15 protein-coding genes are annotated in these 18,396 nt (G+C 64.3%); 3 read left to right on the forward strand and 12 right to left on the reverse strand.

Annotated features, from left to right (window positions below):
- The first annotated feature begins 64 nt into the window (after positions 1 to 64).
- On the forward strand, positions 65 to 256 hold the full coding sequence (locus tag BM297_RS05620; RefSeq protein WP_092429150.1) for a YgaP family membrane protein: 192 nt from the start codon (positions 65 to 67) through the stop codon (positions 254 to 256).
- 1 nt (position 257) lies between these two features.
- Complete coding sequence (locus BM297_RS05625) at positions 258 to 692, forward strand: OsmC family protein (protein ID WP_092429152.1); 435 nt, start codon at positions 258 to 260, stop codon at positions 690 to 692.
- Positions 693 to 757: 65 nt separating this feature from the next.
- Here the strand turns inward: BM297_RS05625 and BM297_RS05630 are convergent, their stop codons facing one another.
- The 3 genes from BM297_RS05630 to BM297_RS05640 all read right to left on the reverse strand — a co-directional run bounded on the left by BM297_RS05630 (position 758) and on the right by BM297_RS05640 (position 4,662).
- Positions 758 to 1,225, reverse strand: a complete 468-nt coding sequence (locus tag BM297_RS05630) for a DUF3859 domain-containing protein (RefSeq protein ID WP_092429154.1) — start codon at positions 1,223 to 1,225, stop codon at positions 758 to 760.
- A gap of 179 nt (positions 1,226 to 1,404) precedes the next feature.
- Positions 1,405 to 3,306, reverse strand: a complete 1,902-nt coding sequence (gene htpG, locus BM297_RS05635) for a molecular chaperone HtpG (protein WP_092429156.1) — start codon at positions 3,304 to 3,306, stop codon at positions 1,405 to 1,407.
- Between the two features lie 108 nt (positions 3,307 to 3,414).
- Complete coding sequence (locus BM297_RS05640; RefSeq protein ID WP_092429158.1) at positions 3,415 to 4,662, reverse strand: MFS transporter; 1,248 nt, start codon at positions 4,660 to 4,662, stop codon at positions 3,415 to 3,417.
- A 380-nt stretch (positions 4,663 to 5,042) separates the two neighbouring features.
- Between BM297_RS05640 and BM297_RS05645 the strand changes: the two genes are divergently transcribed.
- Entirely contained in the window at positions 5,043 to 5,372 is a 330-nt protein-coding gene (locus BM297_RS05645; RefSeq protein WP_092429160.1) for a hypothetical protein, read from the forward strand.
- A 107-nt stretch (positions 5,373 to 5,479) separates the two neighbouring features.
- Here BM297_RS05645 and BM297_RS05650 read toward each other — a convergent pair whose 3' ends face one another.
- From BM297_RS05650 to sdhA, 9 genes are all read right to left on the reverse strand, one after another.
- A complete protein-coding gene (locus BM297_RS05650; RefSeq protein ID WP_092429162.1) occupies positions 5,480 to 6,214 on the reverse strand; it encodes a DUF599 domain-containing protein in 735 nt (244 codons plus the stop codon).
- 124 nt (positions 6,215 to 6,338) lie between these two features.
- A complete protein-coding gene (brnQ, locus tag BM297_RS05655; RefSeq protein WP_092429164.1) occupies positions 6,339 to 7,643 on the reverse strand; it encodes a branched-chain amino acid transport system II carrier protein in 1,305 nt (434 codons plus the stop codon).
- Between the two features lie 98 nt (positions 7,644 to 7,741).
- A complete protein-coding gene (gene sucD, locus BM297_RS05660) occupies positions 7,742 to 8,623 on the reverse strand; it encodes a succinate--CoA ligase subunit alpha (RefSeq protein WP_092429166.1) in 882 nt (293 codons plus the stop codon).
- Complete coding sequence (gene sucC / locus BM297_RS05665) at positions 8,623 to 9,789, reverse strand: ADP-forming succinate--CoA ligase subunit beta (protein ID WP_092429168.1); 1,167 nt, start codon at positions 9,787 to 9,789, stop codon at positions 8,623 to 8,625. The genes sucD and sucC overlap by 1 nt, the downstream gene beginning before the upstream one ends.
- Before the next feature lie 226 nt (positions 9,790 to 10,015).
- Positions 10,016 to 11,452: a dihydrolipoyl dehydrogenase gene (lpdA, locus tag BM297_RS05670; RefSeq protein WP_092429170.1), complete on the reverse strand. Its 1,437-nt coding sequence runs from the start codon at positions 11,450 to 11,452 to the stop codon at positions 10,016 to 10,018.
- A 69-nt stretch (positions 11,453 to 11,521) separates the two neighbouring features.
- Entirely contained in the window at positions 11,522 to 12,736 is a 1,215-nt protein-coding gene (odhB, locus tag BM297_RS05675; protein WP_092429172.1) for a 2-oxoglutarate dehydrogenase complex dihydrolipoyllysine-residue succinyltransferase, read from the reverse strand.
- Positions 12,737 to 12,816: 80 nt separating this feature from the next.
- Positions 12,817 to 15,648, reverse strand: a complete 2,832-nt coding sequence (locus BM297_RS05680; protein ID WP_092429174.1) for a 2-oxoglutarate dehydrogenase E1 component — start codon at positions 15,646 to 15,648, stop codon at positions 12,817 to 12,819.
- A 256-nt stretch (positions 15,649 to 15,904) separates the two neighbouring features.
- Entirely contained in the window at positions 15,905 to 16,609 is a 705-nt protein-coding gene (locus BM297_RS05685; protein WP_092429176.1) for a succinate dehydrogenase iron-sulfur subunit, read from the reverse strand.
- 11 nt (positions 16,610 to 16,620) lie between these two features.
- Complete coding sequence (gene sdhA / locus BM297_RS05690; protein WP_092429178.1) at positions 16,621 to 18,393, reverse strand: succinate dehydrogenase flavoprotein subunit; 1,773 nt, start codon at positions 18,391 to 18,393, stop codon at positions 16,621 to 16,623.
- Between the last annotated feature and the right edge of the window lie 3 nt (positions 18,394 to 18,396).

Here is an 18,396-nt window from a genome sequence, read left to right on the forward strand (position 1 = left end):
CACGGCCGCAGCGACTACGCTGAACTGACGGCATCCGCCCCCACCTGCAAGGGAGAAACCCCACATGCAATGCAACGTTGGCAAGACCGACAAGATCCTGCGCATCATCGCAGGCCTGGCCCTGCTGCTGCTCGGCGCCACTGGAGTGATCGGCTGGTGGGGCCTGATCGGCCTGGCGCCGCTGGCTACCGGCCTGCTCGGCTGGTGCCCGGCCTACAGCCTGCTCGGCATCAAGACCTGCGGCAAGGGCCAGTGACATGACGCTGAAGACCATCCGCGCCAGCGGCAGCCTGGATCACGCCTTCGCCATCACCGTGGAGTCCGGCAACCACGTGATCCGCATGGACCAGCCGAAGAACGCCGCAGGACAGGATCTCGGCCCGACCCCGCTGGAGATCATCCTCGCCGCCGTGGCCGGCTGTTTCGGCACCATCGGCCGCTTCCTCGCCCACCAACGCAAGTTCGAGCTGCGCGGCATGCAGTTCGAGATCGAGGCCGACTACGATCCGGACGGCTTGCTCGGCCGCCGCGACGACGTGCGCCCGGGCTTCCAGGCGCTGCGGGTCAAGGTAACGATCGACGCCGACCTCAGCCGCGAGGAAAAGCAGGCGGTGCTCGCGGAAATCGAGCGGCGCTGTCCGCTGGCCGACAACCTGGTCAACGGCACCCGCTTGGAAAGCCGCCTGGCCTGATCCCAGCAGCGGAAACGACAAGGCCCGAAGCACAGAGTTTCGGGCCTTGTCGTTATCAGCATCGATCAGCGCACGTCGAATCGCTGCTCGGCCAGCTTGCGGTCGCCCTGGAACACCAGGAAGTGCCACTCGCCGGGCACCACCTCGTGGTGCTCGGTGAACTCGAAAGCCATCACGTCCTGAGTCGCGCCGGGGGCCAGCTTCTGCACCACCTCGAAACGATCGTGACGCTGGCCGTCGGGGGTGACCACACCGGGGGTGAGGTACAGCAGGGTCAGCGGGGTGTCGTCGACCTGCTTGCCGCTCAGGGTCAGGCGCAGGCCGAACTTGGTGCCGAGCCGGGCCGGAATCGTGGTGGTCGTCTGCACCTGCTGGTTGCTGCGCAGCAGCACCCGCTCGCCCGGCTGCACCTCGCGCGGCGGAGTCTCGAACACGCCGTACTCGACCGGCCCCTCGACCTGCACCTCGGCCATGGCCAGGCTGGAGGCCAGCCCCATAACCGCCAGCACACCCGCCATCCTGAACAACTGCATATAGCGCACTCCTCGTTGAGATGGCGCGAGCCTATGACTTTTCCATGACGAACCGATGACACTCGCGAGACTGATGGCGCCCCACGCCGAACAAGCGAGCGGCGCCAGAAACAACAATGCCGCTCCCCCTCGCGGGGGAACGGCATTCTCGCTGCAGCGACGCAGTGGCGCTCAGCCGATCAGGCGGACAGCTCCACCAGCAGCTTGTTCAGACGCTGCACATAGGCAGCCGGGTCCTTGAGGCTGTCGCCGGCGGCCAGCGCGGCCTGATCGAAGAGGATGTGCGACAGGTCGGCGAAGCGCTCCTCGTCGGCCTCGGTATCCAGCTTCTCGATCAGCGGGTGCTGCGGGTTGATCTCGAAGATCGGCTTGGACTCGGGCACCTTCTGCCCGCTGGCCTCGAGGATCTGGCGCATCTGCAGACCCAGGTCCTGCTCGCCGATGGCGAGGATCGCCGGCGAATCGGTCAGACGATGGGAAACGCGCACCTCGGCGACCTGCTCGCCCAGCGCGCCCTTGAGGCGCTCGATCAGCCCCTCCTTGGCCTTGGCGACCTCCTCCTGGGCCTTCTTGTCCTCTTCCGAGTCCAGCTTGCCCAGATCCAGGTCGCCGCGGGCGACATCGACCAGCTGCTTGCCGTCGAACTCGGTGAGATGGCTCATCAGCCATTCGTCGATGCGGTCGGTGAGCAGCAGGACCTCGATGCCCTTCTTGCGGAACACCTCCAGGTGCGGACTGTTCTTCACCTGGGCATAGCTCTCGCCGGTGAGGAAGTAGATCTTGTCCTGACCTTCCGGCATGCGACCGACATAATCGGCCAGGGCCACGCTCTGCTCGCCGCTGGCATCGCTGGTGGAGGCGAAACGCAACAGGCCGGCAATCTTTTCCTTGTTGGCGAAGTCTTCGGCCGGACCTTCCTTGAGCACCTGGCCAAACGCCTTCCAGAACGCCTTGTACTGTTCGGGATCGTTCTTGGCCAGCTTTTCCAGCATGTCCAGCACGCGCTTGGTCAGTGCCGACTTCATCGAGTCGATCACCGGGCCTGCCTGGAGGATCTCGCGGGAGACGTTCAGCGACAGGTCGTTGGAGTCGACCACGCCCTTGATGAAGCGCAGGTACAGCGGCAGGAACTGGTCGGCCTGGTCCATGATGAACACGCGCTGCACATAGAGCTTGAGCCCCTTGGGCGCCTCGCGGTGGTAGAGGTCGAAGGGCGCACGACCCGGCACGTAGAGCAGCGAGGTGTACTCGAGTTTGCCCTCGACCTTGTTGTGGCTCCAGGCCAGCGGATTCTCGAAGTCGTGGGCGACGTGCTTGTAGAACTCCTGGTATTCCTCGTCCTTGATCTCGCTGCGCGGGCAGGTCCACAGCGCGTTGGCGCGGTTGACGGTCTCCCACTCGACCTCGGCGGCCTGCGCTTCCTCGCCGAACTGCTGCTTGGGCAGCTCGATCGGCAGACCGATGTGATCGGAGTACTTCTTGATGACATTGCGCAGGCGCCAGCCGTCGGCAAACTCTTCCTCGCCGGCCTTGAGGTGCAGGACGATGCGGGTACCGCGCGCGGGCTGGTCGATATCGGCGATGTCGAACTCGCCCTCGCCCTTCGAGCTCCAGTGCACGCCCGCGCTGGCCGGGGCACCGGCACGGCGGGTGTAGACGTCGACCTGGTCGGCGACGATGAAGGCGGAGTAGAAGCCGACGCCGAACTGGCCGATCAGCTGGGAGTCCTTCTTCTGGTCACCGGACAGGTTCTGCAGGAAGTCGGCGGTGCCGGAGCGGGCGATGGTACCGAGGTGGGCGATGACCTCGTCGCGGCTCATGCCGATGCCGTTGTCTTCCAGGGTGACGGTGCGCGCTTCCTTGTCGAAGCTGACACGGATCTTCAGCGGGTCGCCGCCCTCGAGCAACTCGGGATGGGCCAGCGCCTCGAAACGCAGCTTGTCGGCCGCGTCCGATGCGTTGGAGATCAGCTCGCGCAGGAAGATCTCCTTGTTCGAATACAGGGAATGGATCATCAGGTGAAGCAGCTGCTTCACTTCAGTCTGAAAACCCAGGGTCTCTTTGCGAGTCTCCACGCTCATGAATGCGAACTCCACAATGACAAAGCCGCTTGGCGGCGAACGTCATGGATATGGAGACTTCATCCGGAATTTCAAGGGCTTGGCAGAAGACCTGCGGAATCCGGCGGGTCAGGGCTCGAGCAGCTCGATCTGCGCCACCTCGCCCGGACGCAGCAGGAAGCTGGCCTCGCCCTGCCCGCCCAGCGAGTGCTGGATCACCAGGCGCCCCTTCTCGTTGATCCCGGCAAAGCGCCCTTCGGCGCTGCGCCCGCGCTCGGTGACCACCTGCATGCGCGCGCCCAGATAACGGCTCGGCGCGCCCAGCAGGCGCTCCAGGGAGAAGCCGATGCGCCGATCCAGCGGCCGCGCATCCCCGCGGACGATGGTGGTCGGCACCGGAGCGGTGCGCAGCAGCTCCTCCTCGCTGGGCTCTGGCAGGGGCGCCGCCCGGTCGTCGCTGACGCGCCAGCCGTGCATCTCGCTGCGGCTCAGGCTGAGACTGCTCCGGCGCGGCACACCGGCAACATGCGCCTCGACCTCGAGATCGAGGCGCTCGACGCTCAGATCGAGCAGCGGCAACGGCAACAGCTGGACATCGTGCTGACGGCTGCTGCGCTGCAGATAATCGGTGATCACCCAGGCGATGGTTTCCTGGGAGTTGTAGCGGGTATCGACCCGTCCATTGCGATAGCGCAGGCGATTGCTGTACAGCTCCACATCGCCGCTCAGCGAAGTCCGGTAGCTGGGCGGCAGGACCAGATGGAAGTCGCCGCGCAAGCGGTTCGGCGGCACGGCCTTGAGATCGAGGTGCAGGGTGTAGCCACTGCTGATCTGCCTTGCCTCGGGCAGGTCCTGATCGGGGAGCAGCCAGCTGAGTTCGATCTCCGGCAGATCGCCGCGGTCCTCCGGCAGCACGTCGAGACGCAGGTCGCCACCGGCGTATGCCGGCAGGCGGATGCTCAACTCGCGACGGGCAAAGAAGTCGTCGCCTTCGCGCAGCACCAGGGTGCCGTCGATCAGTTCGCCCAGTTCGGGGGCGAAGGACGTGCCATTGAACTCGGCACGCAGACGGATATCCAGATCTCTGGCGAGCTTGGGCTCCTCCTCCAGCCAGCGCAGGCTGAGGATGGCCGCAAGACGGTCGGCATCATGGCTGGCGAGCAGGGTCAAGCCGACCACCAGGGGAATGCAGCCCAGCCCCATCAGCACCACCGCGCTGCGCGCGCGGCGCCACTGGGCCAGGATGAACACCAGGGTCAGCGGCGGCAGCAGACTGGCGCAACCCCACAACAGGCTGGTGGCAAAGGCGCGGGCCACCAGCCAGAGCAGTCCGAACAGGATCAGCAGCAGGCCACCGACGATCAGCAGAGCATCCATCCGACAGAATTCCGCAGGTTATGAGGGGAGTGGCCCGGGCCAGGACGGCGCATCAGTGCAAGAGCGGGCAGGCTCGGCTCGCTACCAGATGAGAACAGCGTTGCCAGGGCATCTTTGCAGGCGGCTCATGATACCTGCAGCCTGCTGGCAGCCCAAGTTGCGCACGCCAAAAGCACGACTCCTACCAAAAGCACGATACCGACTGAACTTTCCAGGGTGGCACCCTTCCAAATAGGAGATTGTGCAGATGCGCACCACCCTGCGCAGCGGCCTCGGCAAATGGCTTGAAAAACATCGCGACCGACCAGGCTGTGCGCCTGCATTACCTATACTCGGTCATTGACCCCGTCCCTGAACGGATACTCCCAAGGAGCACCAACATGCAAAAACCGCTGACTTACGCCCTGCTGCTCGCGGCCACTCTCGGCCTGGCTGCCTGCGGCGACAAGCCTGAAGAAAAAGCCAAGACGGCCGCAGACTCTGCAGCGCAATCCGTTCAATCGATGGGCGACGCCGCCAAACAGGCTGGCGAAGCGGTCGAGGAGAAGGCCGCCGAGGCAACCGACACCATGAAGGATGCCGGTGCTGCCGTCGAGGAGAAAGCTGCTGAAGTCCAACAGAACGTTACCGAGCAGGCCCAGGATGCCGCCAAGGCCGTCGAGGACGCCGGCAAAGCGGCGGGAGAGGCCATGGAAGAGCAGAAACAGTAGGATCGCCGGTAGCCAAACCCGCCCTGCCCGGCACGCAACCTGCGCTGCGGGCAGGGCGGTTTTTTTTGCCCAGCGGCGGACACCAGCAGCCGCCCCTGCGACCTCGTCTACTCCACCCGTTCCTTCGACGGCTCACCCAGCGGGGTGGGACTGTAGACCATCACCTCGAGCACGTCCGAATGGAACTCGCGGCGGTACAGCACCACCACCACCCCGGCGGTGGCCAGCATGTAGAACCAGGGGTTGATGAACCAGGCCAGGGTTGCCAGGCCGAAGTAGTAGGAACGCAGGCCGAGGTTGAACTGGTTGGCGGCCATCGAGATCACCCGCGCCGTGCGCTCGGCGTAGGCCTTGCGCTCCTGCTCGGTGACGTTGCGCTCGGAAATCATCGGCGCCGCGCCAACCAGCATCGCGGCAAAGTTGTACTGGCGCATGCACCAGCTGAAAGTGAAGAAGGCGTAGATGAACACCAGCGCCACGCTGATGATCTTGATCTCGGATATCTCGCGACTGACCTCCTGCACGAAGGGCAGTCCGGCCAGCACCGATACCGCGCGCTCGGTGGAACCCAGCACGGTGAGGATACCGGCGAGGATGATCAGGGTGCTGGAGGCGAAGAACGAGGCGTTGCGCTCCAGATTGCCGATCACGTTGGCGTCGGCGATGCGGTTGTCGCGCATCAGCAGGCGGCGCATCCAGTCCTCGCGATACAGGTGCAGCACGCTGGCCAGACAGGGGGTGTCCTTGCCCTTCCAGATCGCGTAGCGGGTGTAGCCCAACCAGCACAGGACAAACCAGCCGAGCGCGAGCCCATGGGGCAGATACTGTTGGTCGAATGGCATCACAACTCCTTGTAAGGTCCCGGCGATTATAGCCAGGCGCAAACACCGCAACCGCGCCGCGAAGGCGTGCGCTGCGCCAGCCGAGGCCAGCCGCCCAGTGCGGCGGCGACCTCGGACCCTCGCATCACTCCGGCAAACGCCCCTGCCAGCGGTCATACAGCACAGCCAGCAGCAAGGCCAACGCTACCGGCAGCAGCCAGCCCAGGCTGTGCTCGGCCAGCGGCAGGCGCGCGAGGAAGCCCGGCACCACAGCAGCGAAACCTGCCGCGGCGAGACCATCCGCGACGCCGAATACCAGGGTCATCGCCATCACCGGCACGAACACCCGCGGTGCATGCAGCCACAATCCATCAGCCAGGCTCAGGAGCACCAGCACGATGGCCAGCGGATAGAGACCGACCAGCACCGGCACCGAAATGCTGATCAGCTGGGTCAGCCCCAGATTGGCCACCAGCAGACTGAACAGGCTGACCACCACCACCACGGTGCGATAGGACAGCGCAAACTGGCTGCTGAAGAACTCGCCACAGGCGGCGATCAGCCCGACCGCCGTGGTCAGGCACGCCAGGGTAATCACCAGCGCCAACAGCAGGCTGCCCGGGGTGCCGAAGGTGTATTGCACGTAGGCGGTGAGAATCTGCACGCCGTTCTGCGCCTCGCCGGCGATGCCCTGGCTGGTGGCACCGAGGCGGAACAGCGCTAGATAGACCAGCGCCAGACCAATGGCCGCAATCAGGGCGGCCATGATCGAATAGCGCGTGACCCGATGCGCCATGTCCACGCCATGATCGCGGATGGCGGTGGCGATGACGATGCCGAACACCAGTGCGCCCAGGGTGTCCATGGTCAGATAGCCCTGCAGGAAGCCCTGCATCAGCGGCGCAGCCTGATAGTCCGGCGCGACGGTGCCGACCTCCCCGGCCGGCGCGAAGATCGCCGCGCCGCCGAGCACCAGCAGGCCGACGATGAGGATCGGGGTGATCAGCTTGCCGACGCGCTCGAGCAGGCGGCCAGGGTTGAGAGCCAGAAACAGCGCCACGGCAAAATACACCACGCTGTACAGCGCCAGCGGCAGGGGCTGGTTGCCGGCAAAGGGTGCCAGGCCCATTTCAAACGACACCACCGCGGTGCGCGGGGTGGCGAACAGCGGGCCGATGGCCAGATACACCGCGACGGCGAACAGCAATCCGGCGCGCCGCCCCAGCGGGGCCGTGAGCTGCGCCATGCCACCACCGACCCGCGCCAGCGCCACCACGGTGAGCAACGGCAGACCGACGCCGGTAATCAGAAAGCCCAGCGCGGCACTCCACACGGCCTCGCCAGCGGCCATGCCGGCACTCGGCGGGAAGATGATGTTGCCGGCGCCGAGGAACAACGCGAAGGTCATGAAGCCGAGGGCCAGTACATCGACGGTTTTCAGATGGTTCATGCGTACAACCAGAGAGTGGAGTCGGAACCCGGCGAACGCCCGAAACGAAGAGAGCCACCCGCAGGTGGCCCTCTTCCTCAAGCCAGCTCCACCGGAGCTTATTTCATGGACCAGCCAGTCACTTCGGCCAGCGCCTTGCCGATATCGGCCAGCGAGCGCACGGTCTTCACCCCGGCATCCTGCAGCGCGGCGAATTTCTCGTCCGCAGTGCCCTTGCCGCCGGAAATGATCGCGCCGGCATGGCCCATGCGCTTGCCGGGCGGTGCGGTCACGCCGGCGATGTAGGACACCACCGGCTTGCTCACGTTGGCCTTGATGAAGGCCGCCGCCTCTTCCTCGGCACTGCCGCCGATCTCGCCGATCATCACGATGGCTTCGGTCTGCGGATCCTGTTCGAACAATTTCAGGATATCAATGAAGCTCGAACCCGGGATCGGGTCACCACCAATGCCCACGCAGGTGGACTGGCCGAAGCCGGCATCGGTGGTCTGCTTCACCGCCTCGTAGGTCAGGGTGCCGGAACGCGACACGATACCGACCTTGCCCGGCAGGTGGATGTGGCCGGGCATGATACCGATCTTGCACTCGCCCGGGGTAATCACGCCCGGGCAATTCGGCCCGATCAGGCGCACGCCCAGCTCATCGCACTTGACCTTGACCTCGAGCATGTCGAGGGTCGGGATGCCCTCGGTGATGCAGATGATCAGCTGGATGCCGCCAAAGGCCGCCTCGAGGATGGAGTCCTTGCAGAACGGCGCCGGCACGTAGATCACCGACGCGGTGGCACCGGTAGCGGCCACGGCATCCTTGACGGTGTCGAACACCGGCAGACCGAGATGGCTGGTGCCGCCCTTGCCGGGAGTCACGCCGCCGACCATCTGGGTGCCATATTCCAGGGCCTGCTCAGAATGGAAGGTACCCTGACTGCCGGTGAAGCCCTGGCAGATGACCTTGGTGTCCTTGTCGATCAGGATGCTCATTACTTGCCCTCCGCGGCCTTGACGACCTGCTGCGCGGCGTCGGTCAGACTGGTTGCCGCGATGATGTTCAGACCACTTTCCGCCAGCACGCCGGCACCCAGCTCGGCGTTGTTGCCTTCCAGGCGCACCACCACCGGCACCTGCACGCCGACCTCGCGAACGGCGCCGATGACGCCTTCGGCGATCATGTCGCAGCGCACGATGCCGCCGAAGATGTTGATCAGCACCGCCTTCACGTTGCTGTCGGAGAGGATGATCTTGAACGCCTCGACCACCCGCTCCTTGGTCGCGCCGCCGCCGACGTCGAGGAAGTTGGCCGGCTTGCCACCGTGCAGGTTGACGATGTCCATGGTGCCCATGGCCAGACCCGCGCCGTTGACCATGCAACCGATGTTGCCGTCCAGCGCCACGTAGTTGAGCTCCCACTTGGCCGCGTGGGCCTCGCGCGGGTCGTCCTGGGAGTGGTCCTGCATCTCGCGCAGCTTGGGCTGGCGGTACAGGGCGTTGCCGTCGATGTTGAGCTTGGCATCCAGGCAATGCAGGTTGCCGTCGGTCTTGATCACCAGCGGGTTGACCTCGAGCAGGGCCAGGTCGTAGTCCTGGAACAGCTTGGCCAGGCCGACGAAGATCTGCGCGAACTGCTTGATCTGGTCGCCCTTGAGGCCGAGCTTGAACGCCAGCTCGCGACCCTGGAACGGCTGGGCGCCGACCAGCGGGTCGATGGTGGTCTTGAGGATCTTCTCGGGAGTCTCGTGGGCGACCTTCTCGATGTCCACGCCACCCTCGGTGGAGGCCATGAACACGATGCGCCGGGTGGAGCGGTCGACCACCGCGCCCAGATACAGCTCCTTGGCGATATCGGTACAGGACTCGACCAGAATCTTGCTGACCGGTTGCCCATTGGCGTCGGTCTGGTAGGTCACCAGACGCTGATCGAGCCACTGTTGGGCAAAGGCCTTGGCTTCTTCCTTGCTACGAACCAGCTTGACGCCGCCCGCCTTGCCACGACCGCCGGCATGTACCTGGGCCTTGACCACCCAGGCAGTGCCGCCAATCTTGTCGCATGCTTCGGCTGCTTCTTTGGGAGTATCGACTGCGTATCCCAGGGATACCGGCAACCCATACTCGGCAAACAACTGCTTACCCTGATATTCGTGAAGATTCATCTTTCCATACCACTTTAGTTGTAAGTATTGGCACCACGGATCTTAATCGGGAAAAGCCTGCAGCGGTAGCCTGTTTGGGCAGCCAGTCAAGTCGAGATCGACATCGCGCACCGCCAATGGCCGAAACGACAACGGCCCCGGTCACGGGAAGTCTGAGACTCCCACGACCGGGGCCGCTGGGGGCCGTACGGATCAGGCCAGGCCTCATCCGTACGGCAGACGCGGATTAGCGCTTCTTGCGGTTGGCAATGTGGATGGCATGGCCATTCACTGCCAGGGCAGCTTCGTGCAGCGTCTCCGACAGGGTCGGGTGCGAGAACACCATCATGCCCAGGTCTTCGGCACTGGTGCCGAATTCCATGCCGATGGCGCCCTGCTGGACCAGCTCGGCAGCCGCCGGGCCGATCACGTGCACGCCCAGCACGCGGTCGGTGTTGGCATCGGCGATGACCTTGACCAGACCGTGGGTATCGTTGGCAGCCATGGCGCGGCCGCTGGCAGCGAACGGGAAGGTGCCGACGTTGATGGCAACGCCTTCGGCCTTCAGCTGCTGCTCGGTTTTGCCGACCGAAGCGATTTCCGGATGGGTGTAGATGACCGACGGGATCAGATCGTAGTTGACCTGCGCCTTGTGGCCGGCGATGCGCTCGGCAACCATCACGCCCTCTTCCGAGGCCTTGTGGGCCAGCATCGGGCCACGCACCACGTCACCGATGGCGTACACGCCCGGCACGCTGGTGGCGCACTGGTCGTCGACATAGATGAAGCCGCGCTCGTCCAGGGTCACGCCGCTGTCGGCAGCCAGCACGTCCTGAGTCACCGGGCGACGGCCGACGGCGACGATCAGCTTGTCGAAGGTCAGCTGCTGCTCGCCGGCAGCGTCGGTGAAGTGCACGGTAACCTGCTTCTTCTTCACTTCCGAGCCGGTCACGCGGGCATTCAGACGGATGTCCAGACCCTGCTTGGTCAGCAGCTTCAGGGCTTCCTTGGCGATCTGCTCGTCGACGGCCGAGAGGAACTTGTCCTGGGCCTCGAGCACGGTCACTTCGGCACCCAGACGGGCCCACACCGAGCCCAGCTCCAGACCGATGACGCCGGCGCCGATCACGCCCAGCTTCTTCGGCACGCTCTGGAATTCCAGGGCGCCGGTGGAGTCGACGATGATCTCGTGGTCAGCCGGAGCCGGCGGAATGTCGATCGGCTTGGAGCCGGAGGCGATGATCACATGGGTGGCTTCCAGCACCTGGACCTGGGCATCGGCGCCGGTGACTTCCACCTGCTTGCCAGCCAGCAGCTTGCCGTGGCCTTCGACCAGGGTCACGCCGTTGGCCTTGAACAGGCCGGCAACGCCGGTGTTCAGGTTCTTCACGATGGACGCCTTGCGCTCAACCATCGCCGGCACGTCCATGCTCACGCCCTTGACCTCGATGCCATGGACGCCGAAGCTTTCCTTGGCCTCGTGGTACTTCCAGGAGCTGTCCAGCAGCGCCTTGGAGGGGATGCAGCCGACGTTCAGGCAGGTACCGCCGAGGACGACCTTGCCTTCCTTGCCCTTGTACTTCTCGATGCAGGCGGTCTTCAGGCCGAGCTGGGCCGCGCGAATGGCTGCCACGTAGCCGCCTGGGCCGCCGCCAATCACCACTACGTCGAATTTCTGAGTCATAACTCTCGATCCTTTTGGGATAAACCGGGCGCCTCCTCTGTCAGGGGGCGCCGTGGGAGATGTGCGGGATCAGACGTCCAGCAGCAGACGGGCCGGGTCTTCCAGCAGGTCCTTGATGGCCACCAGGAAGCTCACCGCTTCCTTGCCATCGATCAGACGGTGGTCGTAGGACAGCGCCAGGTACATCATCGGCAGGATCACCACCTGGCCGTTGACGGCCATCGGGCGGTCCTGGATCTTGTGCATGCCGAGGATGGCGGTCTGCGGCGGGTTGACGATCGGGCTGGACAGCAGGGAGCCGAACACGCCGCCGTTGGAGATGGTGAAGGTGCCGCCGGTCATCTCTTCGATGGTCAGCTTGCCGTCCTTGGCCTTGCGGCCGTAGTTGGCGATGGTGCCTTCGATCTCGGCCAGGCTCATCAGCTCGGCGTTGCGCAGCACCGGAACCACCAGGCCGCGGTCGCTGGACACTGCCACACCGACATCCGAGTAGCCGTGGTAGACGATGTCGCCGCCGTCGATCGAGGCGTTGACGCCCGGGAAGCGCTTCAGCGCCTCGGTGGCAGCCTTGACGAAGAAGGACATGAAGCCCAGACGCACGCCGTTGTGCTTCTTCTCGAACAGGTCCTTGTACTTGGCGCGCAGGTCCATGACCGGCTTCATGTTGACTTCGTTGTAGGTAGTCAGCATGGCCATGGAGGACTGCGCTTCGACCAGACGCTCGGCGATCTTGGCGCGCAGGCGGGTCATCGGCACGCGCTTCTCGACGCGATCGCCAGCGGCGAAGATCGGCGCGTCGGCGGCCGGAGCAGCCGGCTTGGCAGCCGGAGCGGCCGGAGCGGCCTTCTTGGCGTCGACGGCAGCCACGGCGTCTTCCTTGGTCACGCGACCGCCCTTGCCGGTGCCGGGAATGGCATTGCGGTCCAGGTCGTTCTCGGCAGCGATCTTGCGCGCGGCCGGGGACAGGATGGCTTCCTCGGCGGCAGTGGCAGCGGCGGCAGCAGCCGGGGCAGCAGCGGCAGGAGCCGGAGCGGCGGCAGCGGCGCCACCTTCGGTCAGCTTGCCGAGCAGCTCGCCGCTGAGCACGGTATCGCCCTCGTTCTTGACGATTTCGGCGAGAACGCCATCGGCTTCGGCCAGAACTTCCATGACCACTTTGTCGGTTTCGATGTCGACAATCAGCTCGTCACGCTTGACGGCGTCGCCCGGCTGCTTGTGCCAGGTGGCGACGGTACCGTCAGCGACGGATTCCGGGAAAGTCGGGGCTTTGATCTCGATAGCCATTATCTGCGGTTCCTATTGATTCGGGTTCTTCAAACGTGCGACTGCCGGACGCGGGGTCCGGCAGCGCACTGGTGAAGGCATTAAACGGTGAAAGCGTCCTGCAGCAGTTTTTCCTGCTGCTCGGCGTGCATCGAGGCGTAGCCACATGCCGGCGCTGCGGAAGCTTCGCGGCCGGCGTAGGCCAGGCCGAGAGTCTTCTTGTGCGCGCTGATGACGCGACGCATGTGATGCTGGCTGCAGTACCAGGCGCCCTGGTTCATCGGCTCTTCCTGGCACCAGACCACGTGCTTGAGGTTCTTGTAGGGCGCCATGATCTCGGCCAGCTCTTCCTCCGGGAACGGATAGAGCTGCTCGATACGCACGATGGCGGTGTCCTCGCGACCCTCGGCACGACGCTTGTCCAGCAGATCGTAGTAGACCTTGCCGCTGCACAGGACCAGACGCTCGACCTTCTTCGGATCCAGGCTGTCGACATCCGGCAGGACCGGATGGAACGAGCCTTGGGCCAGATCTTCCAGGGTCGAGACGGCCAGCTTGTGACGCAGCAGCGACTTCGGCGTCAGGGCCACCAGCGGCTTGCGCAGCGGGCGGATCACCTGGCGGCGCAGCATGTGGTAGACCTGCGCCGGGGTGGTCGGCACACAGACCTGGATGTTCTGCTCGGCGCACAGCTGCAGGTAACGCTCCAGACGCGCGGAGGAGTGCTCCGGACCCTGGCCTTCGTAGCCGTGCGGCAGCAGCATGGTCAGGCCGCACAGACGACCCCACTTGTGCTCGCCGCTGGTGATGAACTGGTCGATCACCACCTGGGCACCGTTGGCGAAGTCGCCGAACTGGGCTTCCCAGATCACCAGCGCGTTGGGCGTGGTGGTGGCGTAGCCGTATTCGAAGGCCAGTACCGCTTCTTCGGAAAGGAAGGAGTCGTACAGGTCGAACTTGGGCTGACCTTCATACAGGTGCTGCAGCGCGATGTAGCGGCTGGCATCCTTCTGGCTGTGCAGCGCGGCATGACGGTGCGAGAAGGTGCCGCGACCGACGTCCTGACCGGTGATGCGCACCGGGTGGCCTTCGACCAGCAGGGTGGCGTAGGCCAGGGTCTCGGCGAAGCCCCAGTTGATCGGCATGGCACCGGCGCCCATGCGGCCGCGATCCTCGAGGATCTTGGCGACCTGGCGCTGCACCACGAAGCCTTCCGGAATCTGCAGCAGCTTCTGGTTCAGTTCCTGCAGGGTCTTCAGGTCGAAGCTGGTGTCATGACGCGCGGTCCAGGCATGGCCCAGATACGGACGCCAGTCGACGAACAGTTCCGAGTTCGGCTCCTTGACCAGGCTCTTCACCACGTGCAGGCCATTGTCCAGCGCGGTACGGTAATCGTCGACGCGGGCCTGGACCTGTTCGGCACTCAGGGTGCCGGACTGCACCAGCGCATCGGCATACAGTTCGCGGGTGGTGCGCTGCTTGGCGATCTTCTGGTACATCAGCGGCTGGGTGCCGCTCGGCTCGTCGGCCTCGTTGTGGCCGCGACGGCGGTAGCAGACCAGGTCGATAACCACGTCACGCTTGAACTGCATGCGGTAGTCGACGGCCAGCTGGGTCACGAACAGTACAGCTTCCGGGTCATCGCCGTTGACGTGCAGGATCGGCGCCTGAATCATCTTCGCCGGATCGGTGCAGTACTCGGTGGAACGCGAGTCTTCGGTGTTGCTGATGGTGAAACCGACCTGGTTGTTGATCACGATGTGGATCGTGCCACCGGTCTTGAAGCCGCGAATCTGCGACATCTGGAAGGTTTCCATCACCACGCCCTGACCGGCGAACGCCGCGTCACCGTGGATCGAAACCGGCACCACCTTCTCACCCGTGGTATCGCCGCGACGGTCCTGACGGGCACGCACGGAGCCCTCGACCACCGGAGAAACGATCTCCAGGTGCGACGGGTTGAACGACATGGCCAGGTGCACTTCGCCACCCGGGGTCATGACGTTGGAGGAGAAACCCTGGTGGTACTTCACGTCACCGGAGCTGAGGCCTTCGACCTTCTTGCCTTCGAACTCGTCGAACAGGTCGCGCGGGTTCTTGCCGAGGGCGTTGACCAGCAGGTTCAGACGGCCGCGGTGGGCCATGCCGATGACGATTTCCTTGGCGCCGTAGGAGCCGCTGCGCTGGATGATCTCGTCGACCATCGGCACCATGCTCTCGCCACCTTCCAGACCGAAGCGCTTGGTACCCGGGAACTTGGTACCCAGGTACTTCTCCAGGCCCTCGGCAGCCGTCAGGCGCTCGAGCAGGTGGCTCTTGGCTTCGGTGGAGAACTGCGGACGGCCGCGCACGCTTTCCAGACGCTGCTGGAACCACTTGCGCTGTTCGGAATCGACGATGTGGGTGAATTCCGCACCGATGGTGCCGCAGTAGGTCGCCTGCAGGGCATCGCGGATTTCACGCAGGGTCGCTTCCTGCTTGCCGATGAACAGCTCGCCGGTATGGAAGACGGTATCCAGGTCGGCGTCGGTCAGACCGTAGTGATGGATCGACAGATCGGCCGGCGCCTTGCGCTCCCACAGACCCAGCGGGTCCAGTTGGGATGCCTGATGGCCACGCATGCGGAAGGCCTGAATCAGACGCAGCACTTCGACCTGCTTCTTCTCATGCTCGCTGCTCACCGCAGCGGCGGATACCGGCTGGGCGCGACGCTGGTTCTTGGCCAGCAGCACGAAGTGATCGCGGACCGTGGCATGGGAAACGTCGGGGGACTGGCTGCCGTCGGCCGGCAACTTCTGGAAGTAGGTGCGCCACTCTTCGGGCACAGCGTTGGGATCGTGCAGGAAGAGCTCGTAGAGTTCTTCGACGTAGGCAGCGTTTCCACCGGACAGGTGGGCACTGTTCCACATCCGCTGCATTACGCTTTCATGCATGCTAGGTCACCCTCGGTAAGGGGACACCACCTGGCGTGGAGACCGCAGGATGGCTCGAAAGTCCAGAGCAGCGACTTCGGTAAAGCCACTACGGATCCCGCAGATGGTCCGGGTTCCAGCCCGGTTGCCCCTGCTGGTCGTTTTTTGATCAAAAAACCGCAGCTTTGTGAGCTACGGCTGGTTCTGCAGCAGCACGGAGCGGCGGTAACCCACCACCCCGTGCTGACTTGGTTGAATCACTGCCAGAGGCAGATCATCAGGTAGCGCTTTGCAGCAGCATGTTACGTACGTGACCGATTGCCTTGGTCGGGTTGAGACCCTTGGGGCAAACGTTCACGCAGTTCATGATCCCGCGGCAACGGAACACACTGAACGGATCGTCCAGCGAGGCCAGACGCTCTTCGGTCTTGGTGTCACGGCTGTCGGCCAGGAAGCGGTAGGCCTGCAGCAGGGCAGCCGGACCGAGGAACTTGTCGGGGTTCCACCAGAACGACGGGCAGGAGGTCGAGCAGCAGGCGCACAGGATGCACTCGTACAGACCGTCCAGCTTCTCGCGCTGTTCCGGGGATTGCAGACGCTCGATGGCCGGAGCCGGAGTATCGTTCTGCAGATACGGCTGCACCTTCTCGTACTGCTTGTAGAAGATGCTCATATCGACCACCAGGTCACGAATGACCGGCAGACCAGGCAGCGGACGGACCACCAGCTTGCCGTTCTTCACCACCGCCGACAGCGGGGTGATGCAGGCCAGGCCGTTCTTGCCGCTGATGTTCATGCCGTCGGAACCGCACACGCCTTCGCGGCAGGAACGACGGTAGGAGAAGGTGACGTCCTGCTCCTTGATCAGCGCCAGCACGTCCAGCACCATCAGGTCCTTGCCACCGGTGTCGACCTGGAAGTCCTGCATGAACGGAGCAGCGTCTTTCTCCGGGTTATAGCGATAAACACTCACTTGCAACATGGCGGTCACCCTTAATAAGTACGAACCTTGGGTTCAAAGGCCGGAACGGTCTTCGGCGAGAAGTTGACACCACGCTTGGTCACGCGCTTCTCACCCGGGAAGTACAGGGAGTGGCACAGCCAGTTCTCGTCGTCGCGATCCTCGAAGTCTTCGCGGGCATGCGCGCCGCGGGACTCTTTGCGAGCCTCGGCAGCGATCGCCGTGGCTTCGGCCACTTCGAGGAGGTTTTGCAGTTCCAGCGCTTCGGTACGCGCAGTGTTGAAAGCCTGGCTCTTGTCCGCGATCTTGACGTTCGCGATGCGCTCACGCAGGTCGGCCAGTTGGGCAATACCCTTCTGCATGTATTCGCCGGTACGGAATACACCGAAGTAGTTCTGCATGCAGTTTTGCAGCTCTTTACGCAGCGGAGCCACGTCTTCGCCAGTGGTGCGCTCGTTGACGCCGGACAGGCGCTTGAGCGAAGCCTCGAGGTCGGACTCGGTGGCACCACGGTGCTCGATGCCTTCCTTGAGGGCTTTTTCCAGGTGCAGACCCGCGGCACGACCGAACACCACCAGGTCGAGCAGCGAGTTGCCGCCCAGACGGTTGGCGCCGTGTACGGATACGCAGGCTACTTCACCTACGGCGAACAGACCGTCGATGATCTTGTCGTTGCCGTTGGCGTCCTGGGTGATGGCCTGGCCATGGATGTTGGTGGCTACGCCGCCCATCATGTAGTGGCAGGTCGGCACGACCGGAACCGGAGCAGTCACCGGATCGACGTGAGCGAAGGTCTTGGACAGTTCGCAGATGCCCGGCAGGCGGCTGTGCAGCACTTCCTCGCCGAGGTGATCGAGCTTCAGCAGCACGTGATCGCCATCCGGACCACAGCCGTTACCGGCGATGATTTCCTTGACCATGGAGCGGGCGACCACGTCGCGACCGGCCAGGTCCTTGGCGTTCGGCGCGTAACGCTCCATGAAGCGCTCGCCGTGCTTGTTGATCAGGTAGCCACCCTCGCCGCGGCAACCTTCGGTCACCAGCACGCCAGCACCGGCGATGCCGGTCGGGTGGAACTGCCACATTTCGATGTCCTGCACCGGCACGCCGGCACGCAGGGCCATGCCCACGCCGTCACCGGTGTTGATCAGGGCGTTGGTGGTGGACGCGTAGATGCGGCCGGCACCGCCGGTGGCCAGCACGGTGGCCTTGGCGCGGATATAAGCCGTCTCGCCAGTCTCGATGCAGATGGCGATGATGCCGACGATGGCGCCGTCCTGGTTCTTCACCAGATCGACCGCGAACCACTCGTTGAGGAAGGTGGTGCCGTTCTTCAGGTTGGCCTGGTACAGGGTGTGCAGCAGGGCATGACCGGTACGGTCGGCTGCGGCACAGGTACGTGCGGCCTGGGTCGGGTTATCCGGTCCCTTGGACTGACCGCCGAACGGACGCTGATAGATGCGACCCTGTTCGGTACGGGAGAACGGCAGCCCCATGTGCTCGAGTTCGAACACGGCCTCCGGGCCAACGGAGCACATGTATTCGATCGCGTCCTGGTCACCGATGTAGTCGGAACCCTTGACGGTGTCGTACATGTGCCAGCGCCAATCGTCGTTCGGGTCGGCCGATGCGATGGCGCAGGTGATGCCGCCCTGGGCGGATACGGTGTGCGAGCGGGTCGGGAAGACCTTGGTTACCACGGCAGTCTTGTGTCCCGACTGGGACAGCTGCAGCGCGGCGCGCATGCCGGCACCGCCACCACCGATGATGATGGCGTCGAAGGAAAGAGTAGGAATGTTAGCCATGGA

Origin of the sequence: Geopseudomonas sagittaria (genome assembly GCF_900115715.1) — a bacterium.
Classification (GTDB): domain Bacteria; phylum Pseudomonadota; class Gammaproteobacteria; order Pseudomonadales; family Pseudomonadaceae; genus Geopseudomonas; species Geopseudomonas sagittaria.